Source organism: Mesosutterella porci (genome assembly GCF_022134585.1).
Classification (GTDB): Bacteria; Pseudomonadota; Gammaproteobacteria; order Burkholderiales; family Burkholderiaceae_F; genus Mesosutterella; species Mesosutterella porci.
The window spans coordinates 18,225-40,603 of the sequence record NZ_JAKNCT010000014.1; the positions used below are offsets into that span (position 1 = coordinate 18,225).

The following is a 22,379-nucleotide window of genomic DNA, read 5'->3' on the forward strand; positions in this document are numbered from 1 at the left end:
CCCGGCCGCCCCCGGGGGGAGAAAACAACCATGCAGAAGAGCAGATCGATGATCGCCTGGGCCGCGATGGCCGTGGTTTTTGTGATTTCCTTCCTGCTGGTGCACTGGCTGGGCGCGCCCAAGGGCAACCCGGACCACACGCTGCTTTATGCGGTGGCGGTGGTTTTCGCGGCCTCCGCGGCGCTGCTGACCCGGGAGCTGGTTGCGCCGCGCCGCTTCCCGGGCGACGCGACCGGGCTCGGGGCCTTCAGGCTCCCGCTCGGCGTGGCCGTGATGACCGTTGCGCTGGCGGGCCTGGGGGTCGCCTTCGTCGTGCTGCGGCACCCGGTGGTCGCAGGATTCCTTTCGGGCGCGGCCTTCGCCGCGGTGCTCCTGCATCCGGTGATCACGCTGCTGCTCGCAAAGATCTGCTGGGGCGTGCCCATCGCGGACCGGCCCAGCGCCACCACTATCTGGCGCGCGCGCGTCGCGCAGCTCGTCTCGGCCGAGAAGAACGAGGTCGTGCTCGACCGGCTGCAGGAGCTGCAGAGGCTTTGCGCGAGACAGCCCGAGGATCCCCGCAACCCCGAGGATTTCGAGGGGCTGCGCGCGACCAACCTCGAAATCGAGGACTGCCTGGCGGGGCTGCGCGGGCTCGTGCTCGGCAGCGGCGACCTCGATCGCATCTCCTCGATGATCGCGGAGCTTGAAAAATATCTGGACCGGCGCCTCAGCATTCTCTCCGGGGGCAGTATCATAGAGGGCAAGGCGGCTCGCCGCTGAGCGGCTGTTCTCCGCCCCGCTTGAGGGGCGCCGGGCGGCCACAGACACGAAGAACAAGCGCGAAACAAGTGCTGGGATAAGAACAAAATGACGAATAACAACAAGGGTCAGCTTCTTCAGGATCCATTCCTCAACGCTCTGCGGAAGGAGCACATTCCGGTCAACATTTATCTGATCAACGGCATCAAGCTGCAGGGCCAGGTCGAGTCTTTCGACCAGTATGTGGTGCTGCTGCGCAACACCGTGACGCAGATGGTCTACAAGCATGCCATCAGCACGGTGGTCCCCACCCGTCCGGTGAACATCACCGTAACCGCTCCGGAGTCCTAAGCTGACAGTTTTCCAAATTGATCAGGAGCGGGACCGCCGTCCCGCCCAGGCCTGGCTCGTCTGCATACGCACGGGGCGCGACAGCCGCCCCGATGCCGCGGGCGAGCTTTCTCTTCTTGTGTCCTCCGACGGGATGGAGGCGGCGGGCCTCACCGAGGCGCACCGCGACCGTCCCGACCCGGCCACTTATCTGGGCAGCGGCAAGATCTCCGAGATCGCTTCTCTCGCACGCGGGGCGGGCGCCGAGGTTCTTGTGTTCGACACGGCCCTGTCGGCCGCGCAGGAGCGCAACATCGAGCGGGCCTCGGGGCTGCCCGTGCTCGACCGCACGGAGCTGATCCTTGAGATTTTCCAGCGCCGCGCCAAAAGCCGCGAGGGGCGGCTGCAGGTGGAGCTTGCGAAGCTCGAGCACCTCTCGACGCGGCTCGTGCGCGGCTGGACCCACCTTGAGCGCCAGCGCGGCGGACTCTCGAAGACCGGCGGCCCGGGCGAGAAGCAGATCGAGCTCGACCGGCGCATGATTGCCGAGCGGGTCAAGATCCTGCGCGGACAGCTGCGCAGGCTCTCGCGCCAGCGCGACACGCAGCGCCGCTCCCGCCAGCGCGGCGAGCAGCTCACCGTTTCTCTCGTGGGCTACACCAATGCGGGCAAGAGCACGCTGTTTAACCGTCTCACGCGCTCCGGCGCTTATGTCGCCAACCAGCTTTTCGCTACGCTCGACACGACGGCGCGGCGCTGCTGGGTGGGCGGCGGCGAGATGGTCGTGCTCTCCGACACGGTCGGGTTCATCCGCGACCTGCCCACGCAGCTGATCGAGGCCTTCAAGTCGACGCTTGACGAGACCGTGCACGCGAATCTTCTGCTGCACGTGGTCGACGCCTCGAGCGTGGTGCGCGAGGAGCAGATTGACTCCGTGAACCAGGTGCTCAAGGAAGTGGGCGCCGCGGACGTGCCCTCGATCATCGTGTACAACAAGGCGGATCTCGCGCCCGCTGTGCTCGGACCCGTGCGCGGCGAAGGCGGAAGGATCGCCTCGGTAGGGGTGAGCGCCCTCACCGGCGAAGGCATCGACGAGCTTCGGGCTGCCCTTTTCGAGGCGGCGCAGAGCTGGCGGCGCGACAACGCCCTGCAACCCCGCGAGCTCGAGCCCTGGGAGCGGGCGAAGCTCGAGGCCGAGGAGCGGCGCGCGCTCGCCTCCGGGGAGACGGGCGAGCCCCCGGCAGACAGCCCGTGAGCGGCGGCCTTCCGGTGTTAGACTTCCGCAGACAGCGCGGGCCCCGCAGGCCCGCAGGAAATAAGACAAGACCCTTATGCCACTAGACGACAACCGCTGGGGACGCCGCCTCGAGCCTGAAGACAAGGGCGGAGCGGCTTCTCCTCACGAAAACAAGCGCGACGAGACGGGCGAGGATTCCCGCGAATCCTCGCCGCGGGCCCCGTCGGATTCGTCTGGGGAAGGCTCTCGGACGCAGGCGCCCCGGGACGGCCGCCAGGGCGCAGAGGGTTCCGGCAGCGAGGACTCCCGGCGCAGCGCCCGGGATCTCGAGGCGGAATGGCAGGCGTTCAACGAGCTGCTGCGCAGCCTGAACACGGGGCGCGGGCGGCGGCCCGGAGAGAAACGTCCGCAGCAGCGCCCCTCCGCGCCGCGCCGCGGCGAGGCCGGGGCCCCGGGCAGGGGCCGCTCCATTCTGCCCGCCCTGATTGGGCTCGCCTTTTTTTTCGGGCTCTCTGCCTATCTCTGCGCGGGCTTTTACACGGTGCCCGCAGGCGAATCCGCCGCTCTTTACACGACCGGGAGCTTCCGGGAGCTCGTGGGGCCCGGCACGCACTGGCACCTGCCCTGGCCTTTTGAGAAGGTGCGCATGGTGGACACCCGTCTCATGCGCAAAAGCGAGGTGAGCTTCTCCGGCTCGGGCTCCGAGGGCTACCTGCTCACGGCAGACGGCGCTCTCGTGCGCGCCAGGGGCGCCGTACAGTGGAAGGTCGCGCCAGAGGGCGTGCGCAGCTACCTCGAGCACGTTTCAAACCCGTCTCAGGCGATCAGCTCCGCGCTTCGGAGAGCGATGCGCCAGAGCTTCGGCGACATGACCGTAAGCGACGCGATGGAGGGCCGCGCGGCGCTTCTTTCCGCGGACTTCGCCCGCGAGGTTCAGGCTGAGGCTGACGCCCTGGGGCTCGGCGTGAAGATCGAGTCGGTCACCATCAGCGACGTGAGGCTGCCCGTGAAGGTGGAGGGCTCCGCCGACAGCGCTCAGAAGGCCGAAAGCGCCGACGAGGGGGCTTTCCGAGCCGCTCAGCGCTGGGCGGGCCTGGCCGAGACGCTCTCGACGGGCACGGCGCGCCGCATCCTGGAAAGCGCGGAGTCTTACCAGCAGCGCGTGACGCATGTCGCCCAGGCGGACTCGGAGTTCCTCGATTACCTCTACAGCCGTCCGTTCCCGGAGGCTGACCGGCAGGCCGCGCTCGAGCGGGCCTGGAACGCCGCGATGGCGGCCTCGCTGCCCAACCCCGGCGAGCTCTCCGAGACAAGCGCCGCCGACATCATGGCCGTGATCCGCTCGAAGAAGCCCGCCGCCGAGGGGCCGGCTGACGCAAAGGAAGGCCCGCCTGTGGTCACGGCCGCCGAGGTCGCTGCTGCAAAGAAGGCAGCTTCCGCCGCCGCTGCCGCCTCCGCGCGCGGCGCGGCCAGGGCCGAGCCGCCTTCGGGGGCGGGGAAGGCGGCCGCGCCTTCGTCCCCGGTGCTCGAAGACCGCGACACGACTGAGGACCGCAGCGCTTACCTGAGAAACGGAGGCCGGTGAAAATGAAGAAGGCCATCGTCCTGCTCCTTGCAGCGCTTGTGCTGGGACTGCTCGCAAGACTCTCATTCTTTACGGTGGAGGAGGGGCGCAGCGCCCTTGTGATCGGCTGGCAGCAGCTCAGGGCCGTGCGCGCCAGCCCGGGGATCCACGCCAAGCTGCCCGATCCGGTCGAGCGCGTCGTCATGGTGGACATGCGCGGGCAGCAGCTTTCGGTTTCCTCGGATGAGCCCGCCGACGGGGCGGAGCTGCCGGCGCTCGGCTACGACGTCGTCTGGCGCGTGTCGGATCCCGCGCAGTGGTGGAAGAGCTTCGGGGGCAGCGATTCGGAAACCGCCCGGGGCATTTCCAAGAAGATCAGCGAGAGCTCGCGCAGTGTTCTGAGCGGACTCGGAGACGCCGATCTTGTGCGCCGCGGCGACGGACTGATCGCGGCGCGGGTGCTCGCCGAGGCGCAGAAAAGCCTCCTCGGCCAGGGCGTGTCGCTCGATTCCGTGCGGGTGTCGGGCATCCGCATGAGCCAGAGCGGCCTTGAAAAGGCCATGGCCGACACCTCGAGAATATGGAGCGGGGAGATCAGCGCCTCGGGCCGGCTCGAGCGCGAGAGCGCCCAGGCGCTGCGGGCCCAGGCCGACGCGAAGGCCCAGCAGACCCTTGAGAGCGCGCTCAGGCAGGCCGGGGATCTCAGGGCCGCGGCCGATGCCGCCGCGAGCAGGCTTTATGGGCGGCTCGACAGCCGGCCCGGACTCTCGGGGTTCTCCGCAAGGCTCGCTGCGGCGAGGGCGGAAACCCGGCGCAGCGGGCGCCCCGAGCCAATGCAGACCGCCGGAGCTCAGGCCCAGCGGCAGGGAGGGCGTCCCGATGGGAGTCAATGAGCTGTTCTGCGCGCTGGGCTTCGCAGTGATTTTTGAGTGCTTCATGCCGATGGTGGCGCCAGCGCGCTGGAAAAGCGCGCTCGAGAGGCTGCTGCAGGTGCCGGAGTCTACACTCAGGTGGATCGGCGCCCTGGGAGTCGCCAGCGGACTTGCGCTGGTGTGGCTGCTGCAGACCGGGACGCTTTCCTTGGGCTGAGGGCAAGTAGAGGACTTTTCGATGACAAACTGGCTTTTACCGGACCATATTTCTGACATGCTGCCGCGCCAGGCCCGGGAGCTCGAGCGGCTCAGGGCTCTGACGCTCGGGATCATGCGCAGCCACGGCTTCGAGGTGATCAGACCGCCGATGTTCGAGTTTCTCGACTCGCTGCTCACGGGTTCAGGCAACCGGCTCGAGCGCTCCACGATCAAGTTCGTGGACGAAAGCAGCGGCCGCCTTGCTGGCTTCCGCGCCGACATCACGCCGCAGGTCGCCCGCATCGACGCGCACATCCTGAACCGGCCGGGGATCACGAGGCTGTGCTATGCGGGCTCGGTCCTGCATGCCAAGCCCCGGCATCCGCTTGCAACCCGCCAGCCCTATGTCGTGGGCGCGGAGATGTTCGGCGCGACCGGGCGGGAAAGTGACCTCGAGATGGTGAAGCTCGCCTCAGAGGTGCTGCGCAGGATCGGCGTGCCGCGCGTGCACCTCGTGCTCGGGCATACCGGGATCGTGCGGGCGGTCCTCAAGTCCGACCCCGCCCTCGGCGCCGAGGCGCAGCGCCAGATTGTCTCCGCGCTGGGCGACAAGGACCCCTCGGAGCTCGCCTCGGCCACGGCCGGCCTTGCTGAGAGCACCCGCCGCGCCCTGTCGGCTCTTTGCCTCATCTACGGCGGCACCGAGTCCCTTTCCGAGATCGAGTCGGTCTGTGCGGGCTTCCCCCAGGCGCTTGAGGCCGTGCAGGAGCTGCGCTGGCTCACCGAGCGCTGCGGGGCCGATGAGGTGACGGTCGACGGCAGCTCGGTCACGGGCTTTGATTACTATACGGGGGTGTCCTTTGCGGGCATCCTCGAGGACCTGCCCGAGCCCATCCTGAGGGGCGGCCGCTACGACGGCATCGGGCTCGCCTTCGGGCGCTACCGCCCGGCCGTTGGGTTTACCATTTACATGCGTGAGTACGCCGCGCTGCATGACGCGGAGCTGCCCGAGGCGACAACGGCTCCGGCCTCCGAAGACCCGGCGCTCGGCAGCCTCATTGAAAAGCTCCGGGAGCAGGGGGAGATTGTTGTCCAGCTGCTGCCCGGCGAGAAGCCGCAGGGGCTTTCAGAGAGCTTCCGGCTCACTCACCGGATTGTTTTTGAGGATGGCCGCTGGACGGTGAAGGGCACCGCGGCGGGCACAGACTAGGGAGAAGAAGAGATGGCTAGAAACGTAGTCGTAGTCGGAGCTCAGTGGGGCGACGAGGGCAAGGGAAAGATCGTCGACTGGCTGACCTCCAGGGTGTATGGCGTCGTGCGCTTCAACGGCGGAAACAACGCCGGCCACACCATTGTCGTGAACGGGAACAAGACCGTGCTGCGTCTCATCCCGTCCGGCGTCATGCATCCGGACGTGCAGTGCTTCCTGGGCAACGGCGTCGTGCTGTCGCCCTCGGCCTTCTTCTCCGAGCTCGACGAGCTCAAAAAGCACGGCCTTGACGCCGAGGACCGCATGCATGTCTCGGGCAACAGCGCGCTGCTCATGCCCTACCACGTCGCGCTCGACCACGCCCGCGAGCTCAACCTTGGGGCAAAGAAAATCGGCACCACGGGCCGCGGCATCGGACCGGCCTACGAGGACAAGGTGGCGCGCCGTACGGTGCGCGTGGCCGACCTTTACAACGAGTCGTTTTTCGAGGAACGCGTGCGCGGAGCGCTTGACTATCACAACTTCGTGCTGAAGAACTACCTGCACGCCGAGCCGCTCGATCCCCAGAAGGTGATCGACGGGACGCTCGCCTTCGCCCCCCGGCTCAAGCCCATGGTGACCGACGTCTCCCATACCCTCAACCGCCTGATGGCCGAAGGCCGGCAGTTCCTGTTCGAGGGAGCGCAGGGTTCCATGCTGGACATCGACCACGGCACCTACCCGTTTGTCACGTCCTCGAATACCGTTGCGGGCTCGGCCACCTCGGGCGCAGGCGTCGGACCCCACCTCATCAACTATGTGCTGGGGATCACGAAGGCCTACTGCACGCGCGTCGGCGCCGGCCCCTTCCCCACGGAGCTCACCGGTGAGGAGGGCGAGAAGATCCGCCAGCGCGGCAACGAGTTCGGGGCGGTCACCGGAAGGCCGCGCCGCTGCGGCTGGTTCGACGGGGCCGCCCTGCGCCGCGCCGTGGAGATCAACGGCCTCACGGGACTCGCGGTGATGAAGCTCGACGTGCTTGACGAGTGCGATACCGTGCGCCTGGGCGTGGGCTACAGGAAGGACGGCCAGGACCTTGACGTGATGCCTTACGGCGCCGAGGAGGTTGCGAGCTGCGAGGTGATCTACGAGGACTTCCCCGGCTGGAAGCAGAGCACGTACGGCATCACCCGCTGGGACGATCTGCCGCAGGCGGCCCGCCGCTATCTCGAGCGGCTTTCTGAAGTCGCCGGCTGCCCGATCGCCGCCGTCTCGACTGGCCCGGACCGCGCGCAGACGATTCTGCTGCACGACCCCTTTGAAGCCTGAAGCTGCCCGTCAGGGCGGTTCGCTCGCGGGCGGTTTCCTCCGCGGCGGCCGCCCGCTATCATTTGCGTACAGGGCCTGACGGCTCCGATGTGAGGGAGGCCGCCGGGTCTTTTTTCTTTCATCCGATTGCTGGCATTTTTTTCCTATGGCCGATTTATTCGTTTCCTGGCAGGACTACATCGATCTGAACGAGCAGCTGGTGCTCAAGGTGGCAGACAGCGGCTGGGAGTTCGACTCCCTGCTTTGCCTCGCCCGCGGCGGCATGCGCCCCGGGGATATTTTCTCGCGGGTGATGTCGCGCCCCCTCAACGTCCTCTCGACGAGTTCCTACCGGGCCGACGCCGGCCGCACCCAGGGAGAGCTCAGCATCAGTTCGCGGATCACCGGCACCGGGGAGATCAGGGGCAGGCTCCTGCTGGTCGATGACATGGTGGATTCGGGCCTGACGATCCGCCGCGTCGTGGAGAGCCTGAAGAAAAACTTCCCCGCCGTGACCGAGGTGCGCGTGGCCGTGCTCTGGTGGAAGGAGCGCAGCGCCTTCAGGCCGGACTACTACGTCTCCTATCTGAAGGGCGATCCCTGGATTCACCAGCCCTTCGAGATGTACGACGATCTCGGCGTTGAAAAGCTGCGCGAGAAGCGGCTCGGAGAGGCGTCCTGAAGGCGGCAGAGGCCAGTAGAGGCGATGAAGGCGTTCAGCGCTTATCCGGCGTTCTTCCAGCTCAGCCGGGACGGCGTTTACAGCGTGCGCTTCAGGGACTTTGAAAACGCGGGCTCGGAAGGCCGCAGTCTCGAGGAGGCGCTCCACGGCGTGCACGCTGCGCTCATCGGGGCGATGAAGGCCTGCGTGGCCCGCGGCGAGCTGATTCCGGAGCCTTCGGAGCCCCAGCCGGGCGAAGAACTCGTGCGGCTGGCCCCGTCGCTCGGGGTGAAGATCCTGCTTGTGAACGACATGATCAGGACGGGGATCCGTCCCTCGGAGCTTGCGCGGCGCATGGGCATTCTCCCGCAGGAGGCCTCGCGGCTTCTCAACCTCGGGCATGCCTCGAAAATCGACACTCTGGCGCGGGCCCTCGAGGCGCTCGATCTGCAGCTCGTCTGCAGCGTGCAGCTCCGGGAGGGCTGAGGAGGGGCGCTTTTTGTCCGCCCCGCAGCCCCGGCGGCGCCTTTGTGCGACAATAGCGGAACCTCAGGCAACAAAAAAGGATCTATGGCCGGTGCCGTAGATCCTTTATCGCGCGGTTCATCTGGAACCGCCGGACTGAAAGTCCGATGGTCGCTGAAGCAGTGGTGCCCGGGACTAGCGCCAATCATATTGCTGTGGGATTCCACAGCGTGCTGTGAAGATAAATAAAAACATCAGGTTATAAAAATTCTAAACTTTTCTGATGCTGTTGCGTGCTGTGAATAACTGCCTACAGCTATCATGTCTATGTAGTCCACAATGTAGTCCCGGGGAAGCGCAGCGACATGAGAAAAGCCAAAGACCTGACTGTTATAGCCATTGAATCCTTCATCAAAGAGACAGGGGCAAAAGGACGGGAAAGCCACATATCGGACGGAAAGGTGCCGGGGCTTTCTCTGTGGGTGCGCTGCGGGCCGAGAGTGACGGCGCGGTGGAAATACACCTACAGGCGCTCCGGTGAAAACAAAACCTTCGGACTGGGGAACTACCCGGCGGTTTCTCTGAAAGCAGCGAGGGAGCGAGCCGGGCAACTCAGGGCGCAGCTGCTGAGCGGCATAGATCCCCGGGAAGAGGAACGAAAGAAAAAGGCTGCGGACGAACAGGCCCGAGCAGCGGCCGCCCATGATGCGATAACCGTAGGCGAACTGTTTGAAACATTTATCGAGGCCCAGAAGGACAACTGGAGCCGGGAAAAGTATCGGCTGACTGAACCCAACAGGGTGCGGCGCCACATCATGCCCATACTGGGGCCGGTATCGGTAGAGGAAGCGACAGTTTCAGATGTGGCCCGGGCGGTGAAGCCTGTGTGGTTAGAGCATCCGGAGACGGCCAGAAAGACCCTTGTGCTGTTGGGACAATTTTTTAACTGGGCCATGGCCGGGGAAGAGTTTCGCAAGAACAAAGCAAATCCGGTTAACTGGAAGCTGATAGCGCTGATCAATGGAAAGGCTAGGCAGCAGGGCGGGCACCGCGGGGCGGTGGACTGGCAGCAGATTCCTGATTTATTCGCCGTGCTTCACCAGAGGAAGGGAACGGCAGCCCGGGCGCTCATGTACGCAATCCTGACCAATGTACGAATAGAAAACGCGATAGGGCTGAGATGGGGCGCCGTGGATTTTGAAAAGGGCGTAGTGCGTTATCTGGCGTCCGAAATGAAGGTAAAGAGCAACGGGGACTTTACGGCTTGTTTGTCCGCCCAAACCGTGCAGCTGCTGAAAGCCCAGGCTGAAGAAAATGAGGTTTTTGGACGGAATGGGGGCGGCTATGTCTTTCCATCCGGGACGAAGAAGGGCGCCCACATTACAAACGCGTTCCTTGAGCAGACCATGAAGCGCATATGCATGGAGCAGAGACTTGTAGACCGGCAGGAAACCAAACGAGCCGGGGCGCCGGTCTATCCAACACCGCACGGGACGGCTCGCGCTTCCTTTCTTACATGGGTAGTAGACAACAAGAAAGACAAGGCGGCCGCAGAGCTTAACCTTCATCACAAACTAAAAACAAAGATAGAGGACGCCTACGACAGGGCCGACTATATGGAGGATCGCAGGAGGCTGACGCAGGAATGGGCCGATTTCTGTTTCTCTAAAATTCAGCACTGAAGACAGGGGGAATAGGGGGAAAAAGGGGGAACGCAGTATTGGCGGGGCTTAGAACAGAACAAGCAAGGGGGAATTAAGGGGGAATAAAGGGGGAATAGAAGGGAAAAATTTATTTATTTATTTTTTTATCTATCTATCTTTCCATTCCTTCCTATTACATCCCGGCGCTTGTTTTTGTCAGGCGCTGCTGCTCCGTCAGCTGCTAGTCGTTCCCATCTGGAGCCGGTGAAATGGCAGCTAGTAAAGCGCGGCGCGGAGCGGACAGGGAAAGCAACGGGCAGCGAGCGGGAAAACCTCAGAAAACTTGACCTTCTACGTGTGCGCGGAAAGTTAAAGAAATTCTGGCTACGCCTTTCCGGTGTTGGGGGCGCCGGCGGGCAAAGAAGGCCGCAGCCTCCGCGGCCGGGACAGGGGGAAGGCGCCGGGGTGAAGAGGTTTTCCGTGCGGTTCGCGCGGAGGCGCGCGGAGAGTTAAGGAAAATCAATCCTGCTTTGCCGGGCTTTCCGGGGCCATGAAGGCGTCCGGCAGCGGCGCCGCATCAATTACCCCATTCAGCCATTCGCGGCCGCCCAGTGCCTTTAATTTCTCAATGCGGGACGGTGCAAGGAACAGGACAACGCGCTGAACCCCCTCGCCTATCTTTTTCCGTCCGGCGCCCTTTCTTGCCCCGCCCCAATTCGGGCTTTTTGGCTTTGCGGCTTTGCGCGGCATTGATGAACTCCATAAAATTTAATGTACCACATTGATTATATTGCCTCTAATCGTGATGAATCAATGGAGCTAATTCATCATGAAACAATGCATTAAATTCAACATAATTTATCTTATGTTGACTAACCCTAGCGTAGAAGCCTGATCCAATTTGATATTTACATTTCTTTTGTTCATTATTGGGCCGCACTTGCCTGATGGTTTCCAACCCGCGGCAGCCATCCAGTTGATCATCTTTTATTTTTGGCGCCCTTTAAATCCATCCAATTCAACTTAATTGAATTGATCCGTTGAATTGATCAGTTGAATTGATCAGTTGAATTGAATTCCGGCGCCTACTGGTTAATAAAACTAAAGGTTTCGGACATCCAGAGAACGCGACCGCTTCGGCTGCTAGTAAAAACTTGTGTTTCCGAAACGGTCCGCGCGTACGTGCATGATGGTGGGAGCAGCCCGGCGCCTTCAGTTGCTTGAACCTATGGGTTTCTAAAACAGCCGGAAATAGATATCCGGGTACAGAAAGCGAGGGGGCTTTAGCAGGAATTTATACAACGGTCCGCGCGGGCGCATGTGAATATGGGACAATTCTCATATGTCCGAACATATTCTTACGGCGGTGAACTGAATGCAGATGATATTACGGAGCAGAGGAAAAGAAAGGACGGTTAACGTTCCTGATGATTGGAACAAGGGGCGCACGTGCCTGAACGTGTATCAGGTAGCAGCGCTTTTAGGTCTGGCGCCTTCAACCATCTGGAGGAAGGTGAAGACTGAATCCGCCTTCCCCCGCCCTTGCCGTATCAGTGCGCACACAACAGCGTGGTACTCGGATGAACTGGATGAATACTTGAATGCTGCGCCCGCCGATTTTGGTAAGGGCGAAAGATTCCGGGACTGTGTGCTTGAAGCTATGAGGAATCCGCGATACAGGCGCGAGCTGATTGAGTTTCTTGTATCGTCCGGCCTGATCAATGAAACCAACATCAATAAAGCGCTTAACATTTCTTAGCTTCCCTACCCGCGGGCGGTTCCATCATCCTCGCGCGCGCGCGGACTGGCGCAGAAAATCTTCCCCACCCGCGGGCGGTGTCATCCCGGGGCCAATGTCGCAACTAGAACGCGCGCAGTGCCATCAGGCGGGCCGGGTATAAAGGAACACCGGCCTCATTGAGAAAGATTGGCAGCGAGAACTTGGTAAAACCTGAGATTGCTAGCGCGCGAGGACTTCCATCCGGTGCCATAAAACGGAGAAACCCCGCGGCGCCCTGAGTTCATTGAGCCATTGCGTGGTCTGCGGGTTATTGGAAGCACTGGAGCGCGGCTGTAACCTGAAACAGTTACGCACGGTATGAGCTGCTCCAGTGGCTGCGTTCTATGCGCTGCCTGTAAACGCCAACGGGGGTAGGGGGATCAGATTTTGAAATCGAAAAACCTCAAGACCGCGCCCTTAGCCTTTTTTTTGCGCACGAATTTCATTTTTTGGAAACCTGAAGCAGCGGCCTATCCACCCTACCCCCGGTGTTCAAAAGTACACGCGAAAGCCCTATAGACCGCGTTCATAGCCAATTTTTTGTAAGTGCCTTTCGTTTTTAGGGGTTTTGGGGGTTTTTGACCTTTTCCCCGGCGAATCAAGAAAACTGGCAGAAATGGAAAGCGATAAGGCGCACCGGTAGAGGCGCCGGTGCGTTCCATTGAGTGCTGTGTTGTTGTGTAAGCCTCATCCCCGCGGAAGATCAGCACCGGAGCAAGCAAGCAGCCGCAAAGAAAACGGCCCGACCTAAAAAAACCTCACAAAACCTTACTTTTCTCGCCCGCGCAGGTGCGCCCGTGAAGGTGCGGCCGCGGCGCTGCTTTTTTCAATTCTTGATTTCCCTAAAACAGGAACGAACAGGCTCTAACCTTGGTTGTCATCTAAAATTGAATCAGGTGCGCTCCCGGCGCCGGATTGATCCCCGGCGTTTTTCCTGTGGTGCTGCGAAACCCCTTTATAAGCGGCCGCAGGACGGGGAGCGGCCATCTGATTGCTCGAATGCTTGAAAGGGGTAAGGGGCTTGAATGAATCAGGAACAGCGCAGGAAGTGGTTGCAAAAGGACGGGTGGACTTTACTTGAGGGGGCGCTGCTACTGGCAGACATTGACCCCGAAACTTCAGGGGTTATTACTACACAACATGGGCCGAAAAAAAAGATAACCATTAAATGCCATGTTCACAGCATTGCTAGCTATGCCGATGATTGCCCACGAGGACTTTTCCTAGAAGGCCTAGAGGGGCCTTTCAAAGTCAAACCTATCAATTACCACATAGCAGGCGAAATTTTTCGCTTACTTTGGCGAGTGCTTGAAGAAAAAAACACATCCATGCCCGCCCGGAGGCCCCATCCTTTAACTCTATTGGAACACCGTCCGGTAATTAAGTTTTTAGACAATCCACAAATTAACCACAATAGACTACATTTATTAGACATACGCTTTAGGCTCGCAGAGTTTGAACAGTTTGCCAAGATCTACATTGCAACAATTCGACCTCCTGAGCCTTTATTTGGCAAACCCTATCCAGTTGTGGCCGTTCCTGTTCCCATCTTCGGGCTGACTGTTCCCGGCGTTTCAGACATTTCTACGCCTACTGATTCCATGCCAAAACAAGAAAACAGAGACGGCGCCGATAGCAACCCGGCGCAGGACGAAGAAATAAACAGACTTAGAAACGAAAACGAAGAGCAACGGGAGCGCTGCGAGAAGCTTGAAAGAGAGCTTAATGCGGTGGTGACCGAGCGCGATGAGCTGAAGGCAAAACTCGCAGCAACACCCCCAGTAGGTGCCGGAGAGGAAGATTTGGGGCGGGGTGTGACGTTGCAGGATGTCCGCGAGCTTTTGAAAACCACAAAGGAACAGGCGGGCGCGGCTGCTACTCTCCCACTGGCTGCAATGATTGAAGCGTTTGTTCATGTCCGGCGGTACGGATCGAACAGGAACGGAACAAACGCAGCCATACGCGATTACTTGAAGAAGAATTTTGTGGGCGAGGATGGAAAATGCATCTTTTCCCAGAATGTTCTGGAAGCCATGGGAAAGGTGAGCAACTGGCGGGCAAAACCGGGGCGGCCGCGGCAGAAAACTGAAGACTGAAAAACTTTTATGGGTGTCGGAAATTATGGGCACCCATAATTAAAGCTATGGGTACCCCCCATTTAAACCTGTGGGTACCCCCATTTTTTTATTGAAAACATCTGCATACGCTTTCCATTGAACGCGCCGGGAACGGCTAAGGCGCGCCAAAACATTACGGAGAACGCTATGCAGGGTAACAAACCACTAAAGCTTACTGTTCGGGTAAAAGAAATCGCGGCCGCTACCGGTCTGGGGCGGTCGACCATTCGGCAATATGTAGCAGAGGGGAAATTTCCTAAGCCTTTCAAAGTTGGAGCTGCCACGCTCTGGCTCTGGTCGGACGTTACCAAGTGGATTGATGAGCAGGCCGGGAAATCGAAGAATGCGGAGGCGTGAAAATGCAGCGCAGCCGCAGAAAATCGATTTCCATACTAGACATCTTCAGGACTGAACAAGAACACCCTCCAGTTGCCCCCAGAAAGCCCCGTAAGCCTTCCGGCGAGGATAAACAGCCGGAACCATCAGACAGTCCACAGAAGGGCAGGAAAGGCCGCAGAACGAAAAGCGTGGCCGGTATTTGCCACGGGGCGCCGCGCAGTGCTAAAGTTTCCGCATCCGTATTAACAAGCGGATACGGCTTTAGCAGGCCGAAAAGCTATAGGCGAGCAATCGCCGCACTTCTTCAAGCGCGGTTTTTTGTTGCTCAATCTCATGGCATTAGTGCGCCCGCAGTTTCTATGGGCGCGCCGTGCGGGACGCCTTCGGGCGTGCCGGTTCCTATAGCCCGGTCTGCTAACCCGCACGGTGCCGCCCGCCCTTTAGCAGGGGCGCGCGGTTCCATTCCTTACTTAGCTATAGGGGCAAGCCATGAGTAACGCTCGCAATGGCGGCCGCAGCATATCCGGCCGCAGCCTGTTTTCACCTTCTTCCCTCTCATCCATCCGGCGCCTTATCGGTGCAGCAGTGAACGCTACCGCATTCCTGATGGCCATTGTCTTCGTTGTTCTTTTCTTCATGGAGGGGGCGTGATCATGGCTGAGAACAAATATCCGGAAACCCTTGAAGGATTTAAGGCGGCCTACAGGAACATGCTTCCCCCGGAGCAGCAGAAAATCGACCCACTGGAGCGGGCCTTCAATCTGTATCTGGCTTACTCGTGGTCGCTCTGTTTGGATAGTGACGAAAGGAGAAACCTTTTTACAGGCGGGGCGAACGCCGCTCTGGAGCTTGAAACCTCTGAGGCCCTTGATCGGATATCCGGAATCATGGGTGCGGTCAATGCGTTTTCGTCTGATCTGCTCAAGGCTGTTCGAATTATTGGAACGCTTGAGAAAACAGCCCCGGGCGCAATACCGGAAATAATTCCGGAAACCCTCTGCTACAGGCTGCTTGTTCTGTCCCAGAACCTCATGGATTACGGGAGAGTGCTCGCAACGCTGTTGGATGCGATAAGAGGACCCTCGGACTGGAGGGAGCGCCCAGATGAATAGTAGATATCTAACCTTCCCTTCCCGCTTCGAACTGTTCGCGGCTATGGGCATTGAAGACCGGGGCGACATCAAGACCGGCGGCCAGATCATCCGCACCAATCGGATTGATCGCGGGCGCCGGGACGATTCTGGCTACTACATGGTTTTCCCAACGGGCTGCATTCTGGCCGGCTGTTGGAGTACGGGGCTGTCCGGTCTGTACCTTCCCAAGGGCGGGCGCCGTCTAAGTAAAGAAGAGCTTCGCCATATGAAAGCGAAGATTGAGGCTGAGCGCGAAGCGGCGAGGATCAGACAGGCAAAGGAACATGATGCCGCGGCCGGACTGGCTAAGGCGGTCTGGGGCTGTTCCTTGCCGGTCAATCCCTCTTTCTGCTGCTTCGCCTATTTCCAGAAAAAGGGACTTTCCCCGGTTAGGGAATGCCGCACATTGGGCTGCATCAAAATCAAGAAACTAGCCCAACTTATCGGCTACTGGCCGCGCGGCAAGGGCGCCCGGCTGTTAGCCGGAGAGTGGTGCCTTGTCGTTCCAATCATCAAGCAGGGGCGAATGTGCAGCCTTGAATTGATTGACGGAGACGGCTGCAAGTCCTTCCTCCGGGGCGGGGATCTGCGCGGCGGCTCGTGGTGCACTCAAGGCGGTTTTGAGGCGGCGCCGGTGATCGGAATATGCGAGGGAGTAGCCACCGCGCTCAGCATTGCCAGATTGAAAAAGTACGCGGGTATTCCGGTATTCGCTGCTATGTCCTGCGGGAATCTGGAGCGGGTGGCCGAAATTCTTCAAGCAGAGTATCCAAACTCGGAAATCATTGTTTTCGGTGATGTGGGCAACGGATCAAGTTGCGCCGTTCAGGCGGCGCAGCGCACCTATTCGGGGCGGTACTGCTTTCCTTCGTTTTCAGACATAGACCGGGCGGTGTTTTCGGAAACGATTGGAGGCGAGCCTACGGACTTCAACGACTACTACCAGATAAAAAAAATAGAGGGAGCGATCAAACATCATGCTGAGCGAGAAAACTAAAAAGAAACTTTTAAGCGAGGCGCCGGACGAGACGGCGCCCGCAGTGCAGGAAGGCCGGGCCTTTCCGAAGATCGAGATAAACGGGCATGAATTCGTTCCGAGGGATGGCGCCTACTGGCTGCACCAGTCGAAAGACGCGGACGAGGACAAGGACATAAAGCTGTGTTCCCTGATCCGCGTTACTGCCAAATACTCGAGCAAGGACGGGCTTACGCGCGGCCTGATTATCGAGGTGATTGATGAAGATGAAAATGCGGTTCAGCTTGTTCTGGGCATGGATGTAATAAACGACCTGAGCGCCCTGATCAAGCGGCTTTCGAACGCGGGGCTGCGGATTTTTGCCGGATCGAGGCAGAATGGCCGCGGCCTGATCTCTGAGCTTATATCCAACTTTCCCACGGCCAATATCGAGCGGCTGCGCGGCGTATCGGTGAACGGATGGATAAAGCCGGGCTACTGCTATGTACGGCCGGGCGGCGAGGTGATCGGGAAGCTTCCGACTGGCCAGAAAGTCATCAGCCTGGGCCATGATTACCCGGATGACTCGAAAGGAACGCTTGAGGGATGGAAGAGGAACGCAGCGCTTCCCGGGCTTAAATCCTCGCGCATCATGACGGCGCTAGGGGTGAGCTTCGCCGGAGCGCTGCTTGCTCTGATAAACATGAGTTCCCGGGGGATCCATTTCTACGGAACCTCCACCACAGGCAAGTCCGTTACGGCCACTGTAGGCTGTTCGGTATGGGGTACATCCAAAAACGCTGCTGAACCCGGTTCAGGGCATTTTGGCTCATGGAACACTTCGAGCGCGGGCGTAGAGGCTCATTTCAGAAGAAATAGCTCCAGTGTCTCAGCACTGGATGAACTGCACCTAGCGGGGCGCCTGATCCGCGACTTGAAGGATGTTTCCTTGTTTTTCGGGAACGAGCAGCCGAGGGGGCGCGGAACACCGGACGCTACGCTGCGGAAGCAATCAGGATGGCGTGAAACGCTGATCAGCACAGGCGAAAAGCCTGTGTATGAAATCCTGATAGAAAACGGCTGCAATGGCCAGTCGGCAGGAGCCGAAAGAAGGCTTACGGGGGTGAATGCCATAGTTCCCGGCAGCCGGGACATTTTCGAGCCGGGCTACTTCCCGTCCTTTGATGATTCTTTTAAATTCGTCAATCGACTGGCCGAGATAACCGAAACCGAGCAATACGGAACCGCGGGGCCGGCTTTCATCCGGAAAATTATCGAGCTTTACCAGAAGGAAGGGCCGGCGGCGCTGCCTGAAAAAGTGAAGGCCTTCAGGGATGAGGCCAGAAGCCGCTTTATCCCCCGTATTGATCCTTCCATGGTCGCGGGACAGCAGCTGAATGAAGTGTTCGTAGGCTTCGAGGTTTACTACGCGGCGCTGAAACTGGCCCGGGAGTTTGAAGTGCTTCCCCCAGAGTACACGGACGAGGCCATAGGGGCGGCCATCCATTCATGCGCTGAAAGCGCTGCGGAGAGCTTCCGGGGTAGTGACTGGCAGATGAGAAACTACGCGCAGCAGATTCTGGACGCACTGGTGCAGAAGGGCGGCCATTTCATCCAACGGTACGAGACGGGAACCCGTGACGATATTACGGGGGCAGTCATGGAGAACTTCACCCCGGACGAAAAGACGGAAGTGTATGGCTGCATCCGAGGGTTTCATAAGGGGAGCGAAGACGAAACGGCTTACTTCATAAAGTCAGCCTTTTCGAAATACGTTATCCCGGGGCATATGGCCGATTCAGTGGCCCGGATGCTTCCCCGTTCCTGTTATGCGGGCAATATGGCGCCTTCGAGCATCAAAAACAAGGAAGAGAGGATGCGCAAGAAGTGGCTTTATAAAAGCCCGAAGCCGCTTGATGGGCTTGAGGCCGGGGTGCGCTATCTGGCGCTTAATGTCTCAGAGCTTAAGAAAATCGCAGGGTAGCAGCATGAAGCTGCTGGGACATTCTGGCGGGGTCATCCCCGCCTTTTTTATGGCGCCGGAGGTGGTAGGGCAAATCCCCTAGAAATGGGTCATTTTTCCCTTCGAAGGCGAGGAGAAAGGGGGAATTCCCCCTATATTTCCTCCACTCAAGAGGGAAAAGACGGCAGCAAGGGGAAAGATAATATTAAATAAAATCAATATATTGTAAGATTGCGCGGCTTTGTTCCCCCTTTTCCCCCTATTTTTTGAAGGGTAGAGGAAGTTTTGTAAGAGGACGGGCAAAAAAATACCCATCCGGGCGGGGGATGGGTTCAGATCAGATTGAGCGAGAAAGCCAATCTGCTTTATATTCTATGTCGAGCTTTCACTGCGTCAACAACCGGCCTACAGCGAAGGGTTTTATGTAGTCCACAATGTAGTCCACAGAGTGGTCATACCCTTGAAAGGCCTGATACGCTTGAAGCAGTGGTGCCCGGGACTGGACTCGAACCAGCACGCCGGTGAAGGCGCTAGCACCTGAAGCTAGTGCGTCTACCAATTTCGCCACCCGGGCACTGCTCAAACGAGGTTAGAATTATTATCTTCAAAACTAATTTTGTCAATATTCAACTCAAGCAAAATGCGTCGATCTAGGGTAAACGCTAGTAAAAAAGAAAAAAGAAACGCCGGGCGCCGCGACGCGGAGCCGATGAGCGCCTCGCAGCTCTCGCAGACGGCCTATGAAATCGAGACCGTTCTCGGCCGGGCCGGGACTCCGCTTGCCCTGGATGAGATCCTGTCGCTGGTGCGCGACCAGTTCCAGTCGCGCAGCCGCGAGGAGATCTCCGCAGGCCTGTCGCGGCTGCTCGAGGACGGCGTGGCCGCCGAAGCCGATGGAGGCGCCTACCGGCTCTCGGCCTCGGCCGAGTGGATGGCGGGCACGGTGGCCGGCACCCGTTCAGGCCGCGTTTTCTTCGATCCCGACGGGGCCGAGGGGCGCGAGCCTTCGTACGTGTTCCCCCAGGAGCAGGCGGAAAGCGTCTTCCCGGGAGACCGCGTCCGCGTGGTGAAGCTCGGCCCGGACGGCCGCAGCCGCGTGCTCGTGTCGCTGCGCGAAGTGCTTGAGCACAATACGCGCGAGATTGTCGGCACCGTCGAGCAGCGCGGCAAGGACTACTGGCTCAGGCCCGCCGACTGCCGGATCCGCGTGCCCGTGCGGCTCAGCGGGGCCCCGGCGGTGCCGGGCCAGGCGGTGGTCGCTGCGGTGATCGCGCAGCCTTCGATCGGCGCGCCCGCCCGGGCCCAGGTGAAGGAGATACTCGGGTCCGCCGACGACTCTTCGGTCGAGATCGAGATGGCCGTGCGCCGCTTCGGGCTGCCCGCGCAGTTCTCCGCCGAGGCGCTCGAGCAGGCAAGGGCGCTGCCCGACCACGTGCTGCGGCGCGACTGCGCCCGGCGGGTGGACCTGCGCGACATCGCCTTCGTCACGATCGACGGCGAGGACGCAAGGGACTTCGACGACGCGGTCTGGTGCGCGCCCCTCAAGGCGGGCGGCTGGAGGCTGCTCGTGGCGATTGCCGACGTCTCCTGGTACGTCCGGCCCGGAAGCGCCATTGACCGGGCGGCGCAGGAGCGGCTCACCTCGGTCTATTTCCCGCGGCGGGTGATCCCGATGCTGCCCGTCGAGCTCTCCAACGGGCTGTGCTCGCTCAACCCCGACGTCGACCGCTGCACGCTGGTCTGCGACGCGGTGATCACCCCCGAAGGCCGGGTGAAGGCCTATCAGTTCTATCACGGCCTCATTCATTCGCACGCGAGGCTCACCTACACCCAGGTCTGGTCGGCTCTGAAGGGCGAAAAAGAGGGGCGCGATGCGCTCGGAGCGGTGTTGCCGGACGTGCAGAACCTCTATGCGCTCTACAAGGCGCTTGCCGCCGAACGGGCCCGTCGCGGTGCGATCAGCTTCGAGAGCCGCGAGACTTTCGTGCAGACTGACGAGCAGGGCCGCATCACGGCCATCCTGCCGCGCGAGCACAACGACGCCCACCGGCTCATCGAGGAGGCGATGCTTGTGGCCAATACCTGCGCGGCGGACTTCCTCGTGCGGCGCCGCGCCGAGGGGCTCTTCCGAGTCCACGAGGGGCCGACTCCGGAAAAGCTCGAGCAGCTGCGGGCGCTCCTGTCGGGCTTCGGGCTGTCGCTGGGCGGCGGGGACAAGCCCGCGCCCGCTGACTACGAGGCCGTCATGCGGCAGGTCCGCGGCACGCCCGACGAAGCGGCGGTGCAGACCGCGTTGCTGCGCAGCATGCAGCGGGCCGTCTATCTGCCCGACGAGCTCGGGCACTTCGGGCTCGCCTACGAGTACTATACGCACTTCACTTCGCCGATCCGCCGCTATCCGGATCTGCTTGTGCACCGCGCGATTCACAGCATCCTCACGCGCCGTCGCTACAGGCCCGAGGTGCTCGTGGACTGGCCTGAGGCGGCCGAGCAGGGATTTGCCGCCCGCCCGGGCAGCCACGGCGTGGGGCAGTCCGCGGCGCAGGCCGCGGCGAAGAAGGGGCCGATGTACAAGACCTGGGCCAGGCTCGGGCGCATGTGCTCGGCCGCAGAGAGGCGGGCCGACGAGGCGAGCCTCGACGTCACGGCCTGGCTCAAGTGCCGCTACATGGAGGACTACCGCGGCGAGACCTTCGAGGGAACGGTAAGCGCGGTGACGCCCTCGGGCGTCTATGTGACGCTCAACGACCTCTTTGTCGAGGGCTACGTCCATGTCTCGAACCTCGGCTGGGACTACTACGTGTTCGACGAGTCGAAGTCGACCTTCGAGGGCAGCTCCTCAGGCGAGGTTATCCGTTGCGGAACGCCTCTTTCGGTGATCGTGAGCGGGGTGGATCTCGACTCGAGGAGCATCGAGTTCATGCGGCGCGACCCGGGCCGCAGGAAGGGCGCCAGGCGTCTGAGAAACGGCTCGTGAGCCCGAGGCGCGGCAAAACAAAAGGCAAAGGGGATAAGGAACAGACGACATGGCAGACAAGGTGATTCTCGCAGGCTTTCACGCCGTACTCGCCCGCCTTCGGCTCAACCCGAAGACGCTGCGCGAGGTCTACATCGACCGCAGCCGGCACGACCGGCGCATGCACGAGCTGTGCGTGCAGCTGCGCGAAGCGGGGCTGCGCCCGATCGAGTCTGACGCGCAGCGGCTCCGGGGGCTTGCGGGCGACGTCCCGCACCAGGGCGTCGCGGCCGTGGCCGACCGGCTCGAGCGCACGATGAGCTTTGACGAGCTGCTTGATTCCATCAGCGATGAGACGCTGCTGCTCGTTCTCGACGGCGTCACCGATCCGCGCAATTTCGGCGCGTGTCTGCGCGTGGCCGACGCGGCCGGAGCGCAGGCGGTGATTGCGCCGCTTAACCGTTCCTCGCACGTGACGCCCGCGGCCGCGAAGGCGGCCGCCGGCGCCGAGGAGTCGGTGCCCGTGATTTACGTGGTGAATCTCGCCTCGGCGATCGGAGAGCTGCGCGAGGCCGGCGTCACGGTCGTGGGGACGGCGGGTGAGACCGAACGCTCAATCTACGACTTCGACCAGAAGAAGGCCTTCGCCTGGGTGCTTGGGTCCGAAGGCGAGGGACTGCGGCAGCTCACGCGCCGCCGCTGCGACGCGCTCGCCGCGATCCCGATGAAGGGTTCGGTCGAGTCCCTCAATGTGTCCGTCGCGGCCGGGGTCTGCCTCTTTGAGACGCTCCGGCAGCGCCTGGGCGGAGCCCCGGGAAAGGTGGATAACGCATCCCGTGCAAAATTTTGAAATTTAGAGTAAAATAACTATCTTTCGTTTGTTAGTCCTTGCCGCACCGGGAGACGCCCTGGGCGGTTTTTTCCGCAA

The 22,379-nt window shown here is 61.0% G+C and carries 21 protein-coding genes and 1 tRNA gene; 20 read left to right on the forward strand and 2 right to left on the reverse strand.

The features are described 5' to 3' along the window. The first annotated feature begins 30 nt into the window (after positions 1 to 30). The 11 genes from MAF45_RS10275 (at position 31) to MAF45_RS10325 (ending at position 10,247) form a co-directional block, all read left to right on the forward strand. Positions 31 to 762: a hypothetical protein gene (locus tag MAF45_RS10275; RefSeq protein WP_237980391.1), complete on the forward strand. Its 732-nt coding sequence runs from the start codon at positions 31 to 33 to the stop codon at positions 760 to 762. 87 nt (positions 763 to 849) lie between these two features. Then, positions 850 to 1,092: an RNA chaperone Hfq gene (gene hfq, locus MAF45_RS10280; protein ID WP_237980393.1), complete on the forward strand. Its 243-nt coding sequence runs from the start codon at positions 850 to 852 to the stop codon at positions 1,090 to 1,092. Positions 1,093 to 1,108: 16 nt separating this feature from the next. Next, on the forward strand, positions 1,109 to 2,326 hold the full coding sequence (gene hflX / locus MAF45_RS10285) for a GTPase HflX (RefSeq protein ID WP_326520685.1): 1,218 nt from the start codon (positions 1,109 to 1,111) through the stop codon (positions 2,324 to 2,326). A gap of 76 nt (positions 2,327 to 2,402) precedes the next feature. Continuing rightward, on the forward strand, positions 2,403 to 3,893 hold the full coding sequence (locus MAF45_RS10290; RefSeq protein WP_237980396.1) for an SPFH domain-containing protein: 1,491 nt from the start codon (positions 2,403 to 2,405) through the stop codon (positions 3,891 to 3,893). A 2-nt stretch (positions 3,894 to 3,895) separates the two neighbouring features. After that, on the forward strand, positions 3,896 to 4,765 hold the full coding sequence (locus MAF45_RS10295) for an SPFH domain-containing protein (protein ID WP_237980398.1): 870 nt from the start codon (positions 3,896 to 3,898) through the stop codon (positions 4,763 to 4,765). Then, positions 4,752 to 4,961 carry a DUF2065 domain-containing protein gene (locus MAF45_RS10300; RefSeq protein WP_237980401.1) on the forward strand — a complete coding sequence of 70 codons (210 nt, stop codon included), beginning with the start codon at positions 4,752 to 4,754 and terminating at the stop codon, positions 4,959 to 4,961. Before MAF45_RS10295 ends, MAF45_RS10300 begins: the two co-directional genes overlap by 14 nt. Positions 4,962 to 4,982: 21 nt before the next feature. Beyond that, the gene (locus tag MAF45_RS10305) at positions 4,983 to 6,152 is read left to right on the forward strand and encodes an ATP phosphoribosyltransferase regulatory subunit (RefSeq protein ID WP_237980403.1); all 1,170 of its coding nucleotides are present in this window, start codon (positions 4,983 to 4,985) and stop codon (positions 6,150 to 6,152) included. Positions 6,153 to 6,164: 12 nt separating this feature from the next. Then, positions 6,165 to 7,460 carry an adenylosuccinate synthase gene (locus MAF45_RS10310; RefSeq protein ID WP_237980405.1) on the forward strand — a complete coding sequence of 432 codons (1,296 nt, stop codon included), beginning with the start codon at positions 6,165 to 6,167 and terminating at the stop codon, positions 7,458 to 7,460. A 145-nt stretch (positions 7,461 to 7,605) separates the two neighbouring features. Further along, positions 7,606 to 8,121 (forward strand): phosphoribosyltransferase, encoded by a 516-nt coding sequence (locus MAF45_RS10315; RefSeq protein ID WP_237980417.1) that lies wholly within the window; start codon positions 7,606 to 7,608, stop codon positions 8,119 to 8,121. 24 nt (positions 8,122 to 8,145) lie between these two features. After that, on the forward strand, positions 8,146 to 8,586 hold the full coding sequence (locus MAF45_RS10320; RefSeq protein ID WP_237980419.1) for a type II toxin-antitoxin system HicB family antitoxin: 441 nt from the start codon (positions 8,146 to 8,148) through the stop codon (positions 8,584 to 8,586). Positions 8,587 to 8,930: 344 nt separating this feature from the next. Further along, positions 8,931 to 10,247 carry a tyrosine-type recombinase/integrase gene (locus MAF45_RS10325; RefSeq protein WP_441295223.1) on the forward strand — a complete coding sequence of 439 codons (1,317 nt, stop codon included), beginning with the start codon at positions 8,931 to 8,933 and terminating at the stop codon, positions 10,245 to 10,247. Positions 10,248 to 10,727: 480 nt separating this feature from the next. On the opposite strand, the gene MAF45_RS10330 is transcribed toward MAF45_RS10325, so the two are convergent. Continuing rightward, positions 10,728 to 10,958, reverse strand: coding sequence for a hypothetical protein (locus MAF45_RS10330; protein ID WP_237980424.1), 231 nt, complete (start codon positions 10,956 to 10,958; stop codon positions 10,728 to 10,730). A gap of 625 nt (positions 10,959 to 11,583) precedes the next feature. Here MAF45_RS10330 and MAF45_RS10335 point away from each other — a divergent pair. The 7 genes from MAF45_RS10335 to MAF45_RS10365 all read left to right on the forward strand — a co-directional run bounded on the left by MAF45_RS10335 (position 11,584) and on the right by MAF45_RS10365 (position 18,516). After that, positions 11,584 to 11,967 (forward strand): helix-turn-helix transcriptional regulator, encoded by a 384-nt coding sequence (locus MAF45_RS10335; protein ID WP_237980426.1) that lies wholly within the window; start codon positions 11,584 to 11,586, stop codon positions 11,965 to 11,967. A gap of 1,046 nt (positions 11,968 to 13,013) precedes the next feature. Further along, entirely contained in the window at positions 13,014 to 14,084 is a 1,071-nt protein-coding gene (locus MAF45_RS10340; protein WP_237980428.1) for a coiled-coil domain-containing protein, read from the forward strand. 168 nt (positions 14,085 to 14,252) lie between these two features. Next, the gene (locus MAF45_RS10345) at positions 14,253 to 14,462 is read left to right on the forward strand and encodes a helix-turn-helix transcriptional regulator (RefSeq protein ID WP_237980430.1); all 210 of its coding nucleotides are present in this window, start codon (positions 14,253 to 14,255) and stop codon (positions 14,460 to 14,462) included. Positions 14,463 to 14,933: 471 nt separating this feature from the next. Beyond that, on the forward strand, positions 14,934 to 15,095 hold the full coding sequence (locus MAF45_RS10350; RefSeq protein WP_237980432.1) for a hypothetical protein: 162 nt from the start codon (positions 14,934 to 14,936) through the stop codon (positions 15,093 to 15,095). A 2-nt stretch (positions 15,096 to 15,097) separates the two neighbouring features. Further along, positions 15,098 to 15,556 (forward strand): hypothetical protein, encoded by a 459-nt coding sequence (locus MAF45_RS10355; protein WP_237980434.1) that lies wholly within the window; start codon positions 15,098 to 15,100, stop codon positions 15,554 to 15,556. Continuing rightward, positions 15,549 to 16,574 carry a toprim domain-containing protein gene (locus tag MAF45_RS10360; protein WP_237980436.1) on the forward strand — a complete coding sequence of 342 codons (1,026 nt, stop codon included), beginning with the start codon at positions 15,549 to 15,551 and terminating at the stop codon, positions 16,572 to 16,574. Before MAF45_RS10355 ends, MAF45_RS10360 begins: the two co-directional genes overlap by 8 nt. Then, positions 16,555 to 18,516 (forward strand): DUF927 domain-containing protein, encoded by a 1,962-nt coding sequence (locus MAF45_RS10365; RefSeq protein WP_237980438.1) that lies wholly within the window; start codon positions 16,555 to 16,557, stop codon positions 18,514 to 18,516. Before MAF45_RS10360 ends, MAF45_RS10365 begins: the two co-directional genes overlap by 20 nt. A 466-nt stretch (positions 18,517 to 18,982) precedes the next feature. On the opposite strand, the gene MAF45_RS10370 is transcribed toward MAF45_RS10365, so the two are convergent. Then, positions 18,983 to 19,069: transfer RNA gene (locus MAF45_RS10370), tRNA-Leu, on the reverse strand. Positions 19,070 to 19,204: 135 nt separating this feature from the next. Here MAF45_RS10370 and MAF45_RS10375 point away from each other — a divergent pair. Continuing rightward, the gene (locus MAF45_RS10375) at positions 19,205 to 21,472 is read left to right on the forward strand and encodes a ribonuclease R family protein (protein WP_237980440.1); all 2,268 of its coding nucleotides are present in this window, start codon (positions 19,205 to 19,207) and stop codon (positions 21,470 to 21,472) included. A 49-nt stretch (positions 21,473 to 21,521) separates the two neighbouring features. Continuing rightward, positions 21,522 to 22,301: a 23S rRNA (guanosine(2251)-2'-O)-methyltransferase RlmB gene (gene rlmB / locus MAF45_RS10380; RefSeq protein WP_237980442.1), complete on the forward strand. Its 780-nt coding sequence runs from the start codon at positions 21,522 to 21,524 to the stop codon at positions 22,299 to 22,301. Positions 22,302 to 22,379: the final 78 nt, after the last annotated feature.